Annotated in this window: 10 protein-coding genes and 2 pseudogenes; 9 read left to right on the top strand and 3 right to left on the bottom strand. The window is 63.7% G+C overall.

The window, feature by feature from the left end; all coding sequences use genetic code 11:
• A partial coding sequence (locus tag AB4Z27_RS27615; RefSeq protein WP_441645776.1) for an isochorismatase family protein occupies positions 1 to 413 on the bottom strand: 413 nt, incomplete at its 3' end.
• A 287-nt stretch (positions 414 to 700) separates the two neighbouring features.
• Here AB4Z27_RS27615 and AB4Z27_RS27610 point away from each other — a divergent pair.
• From AB4Z27_RS27610 to AB4Z27_RS27595, 4 genes and pseudogenes are all read left to right on the top strand, one after another.
• Positions 701 to 1,453 (top strand): hypothetical protein, encoded by a 753-nt coding sequence (locus tag AB4Z27_RS27610; RefSeq protein ID WP_092291740.1) that lies wholly within the window; start codon positions 701 to 703, stop codon positions 1,451 to 1,453.
• A 328-nt stretch (positions 1,454 to 1,781) separates the two neighbouring features.
• Positions 1,782 to 2,085 (top strand): annotated as a pseudogene (locus AB4Z27_RS27605) (xanthine dehydrogenase family protein molybdopterin-binding subunit); the annotation flags it as partial.
• Between the two features lie 111 nt (positions 2,086 to 2,196).
• On the top strand, positions 2,197 to 3,399 hold the full coding sequence (locus tag AB4Z27_RS27600) for an MFS transporter (protein ID WP_441593812.1): 1,203 nt from the start codon (positions 2,197 to 2,199) through the stop codon (positions 3,397 to 3,399).
• A gap of 46 nt (positions 3,400 to 3,445) precedes the next feature.
• Positions 3,446 to 4,558 carry an alkene reductase gene (locus tag AB4Z27_RS27595; protein WP_441645775.1) on the top strand — a complete coding sequence of 371 codons (1,113 nt, stop codon included), beginning with the start codon at positions 3,446 to 3,448 and terminating at the stop codon, positions 4,556 to 4,558.
• A 1-nt stretch (position 4,559) separates the two neighbouring features.
• Here AB4Z27_RS27595 and AB4Z27_RS27590 read toward each other — a convergent pair whose 3' ends face one another.
• Complete coding sequence (locus tag AB4Z27_RS27590) at positions 4,560 to 5,474, bottom strand: LysR family transcriptional regulator (protein WP_092291734.1); 915 nt, start codon at positions 5,472 to 5,474, stop codon at positions 4,560 to 4,562.
• Between the two features lie 262 nt (positions 5,475 to 5,736).
• Here AB4Z27_RS27590 and AB4Z27_RS27585 point away from each other — a divergent pair, with 262 nt between their 5' ends.
• The 5 genes from AB4Z27_RS27585 to AB4Z27_RS27565 all read left to right on the top strand — a co-directional run bounded on the left by AB4Z27_RS27585 (position 5,737) and on the right by AB4Z27_RS27565 (position 10,271).
• The gene (locus AB4Z27_RS27585; protein WP_441645774.1) at positions 5,737 to 6,216 is read left to right on the top strand and encodes a VOC family protein; all 480 of its coding nucleotides are present in this window, start codon (positions 5,737 to 5,739) and stop codon (positions 6,214 to 6,216) included.
• A complete protein-coding gene (locus tag AB4Z27_RS27580) occupies positions 6,213 to 7,436 on the top strand; it encodes an FAD binding domain-containing protein (protein WP_441645773.1) in 1,224 nt (407 codons plus the stop codon). Before AB4Z27_RS27585 ends, AB4Z27_RS27580 begins: the two co-directional genes overlap by 4 nt.
• A 35-nt stretch (positions 7,437 to 7,471) precedes the next feature.
• Positions 7,472 to 7,831 (top strand): DUF485 domain-containing protein, encoded by a 360-nt coding sequence (locus AB4Z27_RS27575; RefSeq protein ID WP_441645772.1) that lies wholly within the window; start codon positions 7,472 to 7,474, stop codon positions 7,829 to 7,831.
• Positions 7,828 to 9,477 carry a cation acetate symporter gene (locus AB4Z27_RS27570; RefSeq protein ID WP_441645771.1) on the top strand — a complete coding sequence of 550 codons (1,650 nt, stop codon included), beginning with the start codon at positions 7,828 to 7,830 and terminating at the stop codon, positions 9,475 to 9,477. Before AB4Z27_RS27575 ends, AB4Z27_RS27570 begins: the two co-directional genes overlap by 4 nt.
• Before the next feature lie 119 nt (positions 9,478 to 9,596).
• The gene (locus AB4Z27_RS27565) at positions 9,597 to 10,271 is read left to right on the top strand and encodes a TetR/AcrR family transcriptional regulator (protein ID WP_441645770.1); all 675 of its coding nucleotides are present in this window, start codon (positions 9,597 to 9,599) and stop codon (positions 10,269 to 10,271) included.
• 222 nt (positions 10,272 to 10,493) lie between these two features.
• On the opposite strand, the pseudogene AB4Z27_RS27560 reads toward AB4Z27_RS27565, so the two are convergent.
• Positions 10,494 to 10,670, bottom strand: a pseudogene (locus tag AB4Z27_RS27560) (hydrolase); the annotation flags it as partial.

Raw genomic sequence — 10,670 nt, 5'->3', positions numbered from 1 at the left:
TAGATCTCGTAGTCACCTTCCAGCATCGCGCTCAGGGCAAAGGTCGTGTTGCAGACCTCGGTCCACAGGCCGGCCACGACGATCTTCTTGCGGCCGTTGGCGGCCAGCGCGTCGCGCACCTTCTGGTCATCCCACGAGTTCATCGAGGTCCGTTCCAGCGTCTGCTGGCCCGGGAAGACGTCGAGGATTTCGGGGTAGGTGTAACCGGAGAACGACTCGGACTCCACCGTGGTGATCGTCGTCGGCACATCRAAGATCTTGGCCGCCTTGGCCAGGCCCACCACATTGTTCTTCATGGTCTGGCGGTCCATCGACTGSACACCGAAGGCCATCTGCGGCTGGTGGTCGATGATGATCAGCTGGCTGTTGCGCGGGGTCAGGACTTGCAGCTTGGCGTTGTTGGCGTTCGACATGGTGGTTTCTCCGGTAGCTAAAGGTTGATTCGTTCAGTTTTATTGCTTTTCGCTGTTCGCCGTTGTTTTGTTGTGGCGTTGCGATGGGATGAACTATACGGGGCGATAAGTGCCGAAAAKCCGCCAAAGTCTCACGCACTTATTCAAATTTTTTGAAATTGGATCTCTCTACGCCGCCGCGCGACCCCCGGGGCATGTCTACCCCACTTCCCGGGGCTCAATGTCAGGCCCTGCCGGACGTTATCGATCTCATGTCTTTCCCTCATCCGATAAAAACAGGAGAAACCATGGGTCGTCGTTACCTCGCCGGGCTGCTGCTGGCCGTTACCGCCCTCGCGGGTTGCGCAGTGGTACAGAAGCCGATTCCGGCCACCAGCGCGCTGTTCGAGAACAAGGAGAAGACCGTCGCGGTCGCCCTCGAGAAGCTGCCCGAGCCGAACCAGGTCATGCTGGGCGCGCAGGGCATCCTGGACTACGCCATCAACCGGGCCAACGCCAAGGCCATCGTCGACCGCCTGCAGAAGCAGGATTTCTCGAAGGTGAGCGGCCTGCCCAAGGAATTCGCCCAGGGCCTGGAATCGCGCCAGATCAAGGTCGTGATGATCGAGGAGCCGATCGATACGGAGTCCCTCTCCAAGTTCACGGAGGGCTCGGGCGATGGCGTGGCGCTGCGTGACTATCGCCCGCTGGCCCGGAAGTACAAGGCGGACAAGCTGCTGCTGGTGAGCGCCACCTCGCTGGGCACGGTCCGAAACTACTACGGCTTCCTGCCGCTGACCCCGCCGACGGCCCTGATCTCCCTGACCGGACAGCTGGTGGACCTGTCGACCAACAAGCTCGAATGGTATGAAAGGGTGGAAAACCACAATCCCGCCAAGGGCGACTGGGACCAGGCCCCGGAATATGAAAACCTGATGGGCGCCGTGGACGAAGGCACCCGCGCGGCCACCTCGCAGCTGCGTGGCGCGTTCTTCATGGAACGGGCCGCACCGGCGGTGCCGAAGGTGGCGGGTACGGCGGCGGCGGGATCGGCGCAGTAAAAACCCCCGCTGGAAAGCAAAAACGGCCGCGAGAGATCGCGGCCGTTATTTCTTGGGGCGCTGGACTGTCGCGCCCCGGTCGCCTCGCGCTCGAACTCGCGGATCACCGGGTTGCCGAGGATCGCATCCCTTCCCGCATCGATCAGGCGATCAATGTCCGCCTCGGGCAGGCGAAGCCTGGTCGGTACATCGCTCAGACTTGCAGCACGCGCCTTGTCGAGGGAATCGAACGAGATCCGCGTGACGAAGAATTCGACGGCGTCGCACCGCCAGTCCGGGCTGCTTGCGGCGATTTCCTGTYGCCGGGCATCCGGCATGGCGCCGCTGCGAACCCGAGGGCGGCATCCTGCAATCTGCCAGCTGGACACTCTATGAACAGTTGCGCTTCGACACGAGCGGCATTCGCAGTTTCGATTGGGGAACCTATCCAATCATGCGGTTCTCGGCGGTACCCCACGCAGGTCAATGTGCATCTGATCGATCGTCCAGGCGCACCATTCCTGGGCGTGGCGGAAGCCGCGATGGGCCCGACCGCCGGTGCCATCGGCAACGCACTGGTCGATGCCACGGGCGTGAGGCTGCGCGATATGCCACTGGGCGGCGAGACGCTGCAGGCCAGGATCGCGCCCTAAGTACCGAGGGAGGCGTTGCATCCCGCGCAACGCTGATTTGCTCCCCGTTGTGATTCAAATTGCGCTTTCCGGCGCCTAAGCTCTCCCCATTGCAACCTGTCCCTCAACGCCATGGAATCCACAACTTCCCCCCTCATGCCCGGCGCCGCGCCTGCGCCAGCCCCGATGTCCGGCGCGCTGGTCGCGCTGTTTTCGCTGTGTGCCGGCGTGCTGGTTGCCAACCTCTATTACGCCCAGCCCATCATCGAGATGATTGCGCCGACGGTGGGGCTGTCGGCCCAAAGCGCCAGCGTCATCGTGTCGCTGACCCAGATTGGCTATGCCGTCGGTCTGTTCTTTCTGGTGCCGCTGGCAGATCTTCACGAGAACCGGCGCCTGCTGCTGATCAGTGGCGTGGCCGCCGCCATCAGCCTTGTGGGCGCCGCCACCGCGTCGCAGCCAGGACTGTTCCTGCTGGTGTCGCTGTTGCTTGGCCTGAGCTCCGTGAGCGTGCAGATACTGATTCCGCTGGCGGCGCACCTTGCGCCCGAAGCGCTGCGTGGGCGCACCGTGGGCACGATCATGGGCGGCCTGCTCTCCGGAATCCTGCTGTCCCGGCCATTGTCGAGCCTGCTGGCACAGGCCTTCGGCTGGCGTGCGGTGTTCTTTATCGCCGCCGCGATGACGCTGGCGACGGTGGCCATCATCGCAGCGACGATTCCGCGCCGCATGCCCGAGCATCGCGGCACCTATGGCGGCCTGCTGGTTTCCCTGTGGCATCTGTTCACGCGCTATGCGGTGCTGCGCCAGCGCTCGCTGTACCAGGCGCTGCTGTTTGCCGCGTTCAGCCTGTTCTGGACTGCCGCACCCCTCGAGCTGGTCAGCCACTATGGCCTCTCGCAATCGCAGATTGGCGTCTTTGCACTGGTTGGCGCGCTGGGCGCTGTGGCGGCACCGATCGCCGGCCGGCTGGCAGATTCGGGCTATACGCGCATCGCCTCTTACCTGGCGATGATCGCTGCTGTCATCAGTTTCCTCCCCGGACTGGTCGGCGGCACAGGCGGCGTCTATTGGCTTGCATTGACCGGCATCGTGCTCGACTTTGCCGTGCAGATGAACATGGTGCTGGGTCAGCGTGCGATYTATGCGCTCGATGCCACCAGCCGTGGACGCCTGAACGCGCTGTACATGACCGCCATCTTCGCCGGGGGCGCGGTGGGATCGGCCGTCGCCAGCGTGCTCTACACGCATATCGGCTGGTCCGGCATCGTCGCGACGGGCAGTGGTCTTGCGCTGGTCTCGCTGCTGGCCATGGCCCTCGCTTCGCGCCGCTGAGCAGCTCGCTCCTTCTTCGAACCATTCATTGACCGGAGTCATCATCATGACATCCCATCTGTTCTCGCCCATCACAATCGGGCAGCTGCAACTGACTCACCGCGTCGCCATGGCGCCATTGACGCGCTCGCGCGCTGGCCAGCCCGGTAATGTGCCCAATGCCATGAATGTCGAGTACTACCGGCAGCGCGCCTCAGCGGCACTGATCATTACCGAGGCCACCCAGATCTCGCAGCAAGGCCAGGGCTATGCGTGGACCCCTGGGATCTACACCGCCGAGCAGGTCGAGGGCTGGCGTGCCGTGGCGGACGCCGTCCATGCCGAAGCTGGCCGGATCTTCCTGCAACTGTGGCACGTTGGCCGGGTTTCGCACCCGTCGTTTCAACCCGGCGGCGCGCTGCCGGTGGCGCCGAGCGCGCTCCCGGTGCCCGGCAAGACGTTCATCGTCGACGCCGACGGGAACGGCGTGTGGGGCGACATCCCGACGCCACAGGCACTGACCGTGGAGGGTATCGCGGCGATCGTGCATGACTACCGCCGGGCCGCGCACAATGCCATGGAGGCGGGCATGGACGGCGTGGAAATCCATGCGGGAAATGGCTATCTGCTGGACCAGTTCATCAACTCTGACAGCAACCTTCGCACCGACGCCTATGGCGGCAGCATCGAGAACCGCGCGCGCCTGCTACTGGAGGTGGTGGACGCCGTGACGGCCGAGATCGGTGCGGAGCGCGTGGGCGTGCGGCTCACGCCGATGGGCCGCTTCATGGGCATGGGCGATGCCACGCCTGAGGCCACGTTCGCCTACATCGCACGCCGCCTCAACGACGAGTCGCTGGCCTATTTGCACCTGGTGGAGCCGGCGATGGTCGGTACGGTCAAGGACGAGGCGGCTGACCCGCGCTGGGATGCCATCATGCGCAGGATGCGTGCCGAATTCCACGGGGTGCTGATGGTGGCTGGCGGCTACGACGGCGCCTCCGCAGAACGTGCGATTACCGACGGGCGCGCGGACATCGTCGCGTTCGGACGGCCGTTCATCGCCAATCCCGATCTGCCCCGCCGTCTCMAGACCTCGGCGGCGCTGAATGCCGCCAATCCGGCGACGTTCTTTGGCGGCACGACTGTCGGCTACACCGACTATCCGGCACTTGCCTGAGTCATTCCTGGCGGCGTGTCGGCCCGGGCAATGTCGCCAGGAATGTCAGGAACGCGGCAATCCGCCGCGAGCCGCGCTGGTTCGGCAGATACAGCGCAGAGATGGCGGAGCTTGTCTGGTCAGGATTGACAGACCATGCGTCAAACAACGGCGTCAGCCGACGATTGTCGATATCGTCATCGACGAGCCAGTCCGGCAACAGGCCGATGCCCCCGCCCGCCAGCGCGATCTCGCGTAATACCTCGGCGTTGTTGCTGCGGAAATGGCCATTGACCGGAACTGTCGTCTCACTGCCGTCCTGGCGAAAGGTCCACACCTGATCCCGCGCGCCATAGCTGAATCGCAGACAGCGATGATGGAGCAACTCGCCGGGCTCAGCGGGCACACCCTGGCTCTCCAGATAGGCCGGGCTAGCCACCACGCGACGGCGGAAGCTGCCGATCTCCCGCGCGATGACACTATCGTAAGACGCCGGGCTGCCCAGCCGGACGGACAGGTCAATCCGCTCGCCGATCAGGTCGACGATGTCGTCGGTCAGCGTCACCTCGACCTCGAGTTTCGGAAACTTCGCCAGCCAATCGCCAAGATAGGGGGCGATGCATCGCCGCCCAAACGCCACGGGTAGCGATACGCGCAAGCGCCCAACCGGCTCCTCGCCCCGATCCGCAATCAACGCGTCGGCTTCCTCCACGGCATCCAGAATCTTCCGGGCCTGCTGGTAATAGGCTGCGCCGGCCTCCGTGACCGTGATGAGCCGCGTGGACCGATTCAGCAAGACCGCCCCCAGTGATGCCTCAAGGCCGTCGAGCGCGCGCGTGACCGACGATGTGGCCAGCTCCAGGCGTCGTGCTGCGGCGGAGAAGCCCTTCGCATCCACGGTTTCCACGAACATCTTCAGTGCAAGCAGCTTGTCCATCTTCCAGGGATGATCGATTGATAACGATTGGTCATTCGGGAAGCGTGATGCAGATCGCGATATGAACTATGCGACACGCTCGCGTTCCGGCAGATGATGCCACTCCTTGATCCGACCTGCTTTGTGAGCCAGGCGCGACACCGCGCGGAAGCTCGTCGAATCAGGGTAAGTCCCACCCGTCCCGCCCCTTGGCCTGTCGCGCCTTCCGCCCTATCATTTATCAACCGATCACTGATCGATCGATAATTTAAAGGAGGCGACGATGGCACTGACCAAACTTGCGCATTTTTCCATTCGCACCACCGACCTGGAACGGTCCTGCGCGTTCTACGAACGCGTGCTGGGCTTCCGGCGTGGCTWCCGCCCCCCGTTCGATTTTCCCGGCGCCTGGCTCTATATGGGCGATGACGAGCGTGACTACGGATGCGTGCACATCATTGGCATCGATCCCGCCAATCCTTCGGGGCTGGCGGCCTACCTCGGCGACAAGTCCCTGCCCGCATCCGGCACCGGCACGCTCGACCACATCGCCTTCCTGGCCACTGGCGTCGCGCAGATGTGGAACACCCTCCGCGCCGAGGGCATCGCCTGGCGTGACCGCACCGTCCCGAGCCTTGGCCTCCATCAGGTCTTCATTGAGGATCCTTCGGGCGTCACGATCGAGCTCAACTACCCATCCACCGAGGTGGAGGGCCTGGCATTGCCGCATCCGGCGCAAGCTACAACGGGAGTCGAGGCATGAAATCCGCACTGCAAAGGCAACCCAGGGCGATCGTCGTCGGCGGATCGCTCGGCGGTCTGTTTGCCGCCAGCATGCTTCAGCGCGAAGGCTGGGAGGTCGAGGTCTTCGAGCGGACACCCGAAGCGTTGACCGGGCGYGGCGCCGGAATCGTCACGCACCCGGAACTGTTCGAGGCACTGGCCACCGCCGGCGTGGTCGTCGACGACAGCATTGGCGTTCACGTCGATACCCGGGTCACACTCGCCCGCGATGGCGCTGTGGTATCGGATCGCCAGATGCCCCAGACATTGACGGCCTGGGGCAAGATGTATGACGTGCTGGGCAAGGCGTTTTCCGGCGCCTATCGCACCGGCGCTACCGTGACCGCGGTCGATTCTCATGCCGACCATGCGGTCGTCACGCTGCAGGACGGCTCGACGCACCGGGCCGACATGGTCATTGCCGCCGACGGCTTCCGCTCGGGGGTACGCGAACAGCTACTGCCTTCGGTCGGCCTGGAGTACGCCGGATATGTTGCCTGGCGCGGGCTGGTCGATGAGGCCGATATTTCGCCCGGCACGCACGCGGCCATTTTCGACAAGTTTGCCTTCTGCCTGCCGGCTCACGAGCAAATCCTTGGCTATCCGGTGGCAGGCGACGGCAACAGCATCGCGCCGGGCCGCCGCCGCTACAACTTCGTGTGGTATCGCGCCACGCGCGAGGAAGACGAACTCCCTGACCTGCTGACCGACGTCGCGGGCAAGACCTGGGCCAATGGCATTCCGCCGAGCCTGATCCGCCCCGAGGTGCTCGACGACATGGAAAGCGCCGCATCCGATCTGCTGGCGCCGCAGTTCGCGGAAATCGTCACGAAGACCCCCCAACCGCTATTCCAGCCGATCTTCGACCTGACCGTGCCTCGCATGGCTTTCGGCCGAATCGCGCTGCTGGGCGACGCCGCGTTCGTGGCTCGCCCGCATTGCGGCATGGGTGTCACGAAAGCGGCCGGCGACGCCATCGCACTGGTCCRCGCGCTGGCCGGACATCCGTCCGTCGAAACGGCGCTCGAGGCGTACAGCACCGAGCGCGTCCAGGTAGGCCGGGCGGTCGTCGAGCACGCACGCCATCTGGGGGCCTATATGCAGGCGCAACTCAAGGGTGAACAGGATCGCGAGATGGCCGAACGCTATCGGACGCCCGAGGCAGTCATGCGCGAGACCGCCGTCTCACGGCGCTTCTGACCTACGCCGCAAAACAACGTACCGGAGACAACATCATGCCCCAAGCCGCCGCCTATCCAATCCATCTTGATCTTGCCGAAACGGACCCGCCCGTGGTCCCGCATCCCCTCCTGAGCGAGCCAGGCTTCGCGCGTCTGCAGCGCGCGCGCCGTCGTTTTTCCTGGTCGCTCACCGCCGCGATGCTGGCGGTCTACTTCGGCTTCATTCTCACCCTGGCCTTTCGTCCGGACCTGCTTGCTGCGCCGCTGACAGCAGGCCAGCCGATGAGCGTCGGCATACCCATCGGGTTCGGCATGTTCGCCTTCACCTTCGCACTGGTGGCCATCTATGTGTATCGCAGCAACACCGTCTACGACARGATGATTGCGCAGATCCGCGAGGGAGAACCGTCATGAACCGCGCCTTGATTGCAGCTTCCCTCCTGCTTGYGCCGCTTGTCGYSGCCACTCCCGYCCTGGCGGCCACGCCACCGGTCGGGCAGGGCCTGAACCTGATCGCCATTGYCATGTTCGTCGCGTTTGTCGCCGCCACACTGGTCGTGACACGCTGGGCGGCCAAGCGCAACCACAGCGTGGCCGACCACTACGCTGCCGGCGGCAAGATCACGGCCATGCAGAATGGCTGGGCGATTGCCGGCGACTACATGTCTGCCGCATCGCTGCTCGGCATTTCGGCGCTGGTCTTTACCAGCGGCTACGACGGCCTGATCTATTCCATCGGATTCCTGGCCAGTTGGCCCATCATCCTGTTCCTGATCGCCGAACCCCTGCGCAATCTGGGGCGCTACACGCTGGCCGATGTGCTGTCATACCGGCTCAGGCAGCGGCCTATCCGCGGCTTCTCGGCATTGAGTTCGATCGTGATCGTGCTGCTGTACCTGGTCTCGCAGATGGTGGGCGCCGGCAAGCTCGTGGAGCTGCTGTTCGGCTTCAACTACACCTCGGCGGTGGTCCTGGTCGGCGTGCTGATGGTGGTCTACGTGTTCTTCGGGGGCATGCTGGCGACGACTTGGATCCAGATCATCAAGGCCGTCATGCTGCTGGCCGGTTGCGCCTTCATGGCCTTCATGGTCATGCGCCACTTCGGCTTCAGCCTGAATACCCTGTTCGAGCACGCCATCACCGCACATGGCAAGCACGACGCCATCATGCGTCCCGGCGGCCTGGTCTCGGATCCGGTGTCAGCCGTGTCGCTGGGCCTGGCGCTGATCTTCGGCACTGCCGGCCTGCCGCACATCCTGATGCGCTTCTTTACCGTCAGCAACGTCAAGGCCGCGCGCAAGAGCGTGCTCTACGCCACCGGCATCGTCGGCATGGGCTACGCCATGATCATCGTGATCGGCTTTGGCACGATCGCGCTGGTCGCCCAGGATCCGCTGTACCACAACAGCGCCGGCGCCGTGATTGGCGGGGTCAACATGGTGGCCGTGCATCTTGCTCATGCGGTGGGTGGAAACGTCTTCCTCGGCTTTATCTGTGCGGTGGCGTTCTCGACGATCCTGGCCGTGGTTGCCGGGCTGACGCTGGCGGGCTCCTCCGCCATCTCGCACGACCTCTATGCGACGGTGATCCGCCAGGGCAAGGCGTCCGACAAGGACGAGATGCGGGTGTCGCGTATGACGACGCTGGTGCTGGGTGTGCTGTCGATYCTGCTCGGCATCCTGTTCGAGAAGCAGACCATCGCCTTCATCGTCAGCCTGACATTCTCGATCGCCGCCAGTTCCAAYTTTCCCGTGCTGCTGCTGTCGATCTACTGGCGCGGGCTGACCACGCGCGGCGCGGTCGKMGGCGGCATGCTCGGACTGATCACGGCCGTAGTACTGACGATCCTGAGCCCGACCGTCTGGGTGCAGGTGCTGGGTCACGCCTCGGCCATCTATCCGTACGAATATCCGGCCCTGTTCTCCATGCTGGTGGCATTTGCCGGCATCTACGTATTCTCGGTGACCGACCGGTCGGCACGGGGAGCATGGGAACGCGCGGCGTATCAGAATCAGCGCGTGGATTGTGAGCTGGGCCTCGGCAGGAAGACCGTTAACTAGGCTRCAGCCACCATCGGGAGCGGGCGGCGCAGACCTTCTGCAGTCGCCCATCTTCCCATTTATCGGTCGATTGGTAGAATCCGGACATCATCGGCATCGCATTGGCGAGAGAGAACGTCATGGACTCAGGTACTGGATCGACCACGGAAGAGCCKCCCGTCAARTCTRCGCGACGGCTGCTGCCCGAGGAACGCGAGAAGCAGATCGTCGAAAAGGCGATCGAACATTTCACCCGAAACGGCTTTGGCGGCAGTACCCGGGAGCTGGCCCGACAGATCGGTGTGACGCAACCCCTGCTCTATCGTTATTTCGAGAGCAAGGAAGCCCTCATCGAGCGCGTGTACAACGAGGTCTTCCAATGGCGTCCTGACTGGGATCGGCAAATCACCGACCGCTCGATGCCACTGGCGGAGCGGCTCCATGCTTTTTACCTCGACTATTCATCGGTGATCCTCCGCGAAGAATGGATCCGGCTGTTCATCTTTGCCGGCCTGACGCACGAAGGCATCAACAAGAARTACCTCGGCAAGCTGCGCAGCAAGGTCTTCCTGCCTGTGCTGGCCGAAGTCAGGGACGCATTCGGGATTGAGGCACCGCGCAAAGCTGAAGAGACTGAGGCGGAGATCGAGATGATCTGGAGCCTGCACGCGGCCATCTTCTATATCGGCGTCCGCAAGTGGATCTACGGTCTCAAGGTCCCGACCGACATGGACGCCATKRTCCGTCAGAAGGTAGACATGTTCCTGCATGGCGCCCCGGCGGCAATRCGCGCATTGCGCGCAAGCGCTGGATAAACAAACCGCTGGGTCATCATGGCGCAAACCGCCAGTGTTCCAGCCAGCATACCGAGGGACGAAGAGGTGTGCGCGTGAGAGGAGAACCCCGTCGCGAAGGCGACGGCAGCCATTTCCAGCTTACGACCAAGTTTGTGATTGCATGTCATTGCGGCTACCGTTTTTTGCCTGTGCCCAGTCAGGGTGGCCCGGCTCTTGATGCCGCGCCACCCACCTTGGATATCAGTATTCGGTCACCGGCGCATGCACTGGCGCGATCGACGCGTGCGGGGTCTGCGTGCGCTGCGCAGCCTTGTGGACCATCGTGTAGGCGTAGTCGATGCCCATGCCGTAGGCGCCCGAGTGTTGCTTGGCCAGGCCGGTCACGGCGTCGTACGTTTCCTTGTTCTTCCAGTCACG

The organism is Cupriavidus sp. KB_39 (assembly GCF_052114485.1).
GTDB lineage: Bacteria > Pseudomonadota > Gammaproteobacteria > Burkholderiales > Burkholderiaceae > Cupriavidus.
Note: the sequence above shows the minus strand (reverse complement) of the source record. Positions and strands in the feature narration are given on the sequence as shown.

What these genes read in the sequence shown, in the direction of transcription:
- AB4Z27_RS27590 (WP_092291734.1), bottom strand. Translation starts at nt 5,474, where the DNA reads ATGGACAAGCTGCTTGCACTGAAGATGTTCGTGGAAACCGTGGATGCG.
- AB4Z27_RS27610 (WP_092291740.1), top strand. Translation starts at nt 701, where the DNA reads ATGGGTCGTCGTTACCTCGCCGGGCTGCTGCTGGCCGTTACCGCCCTC.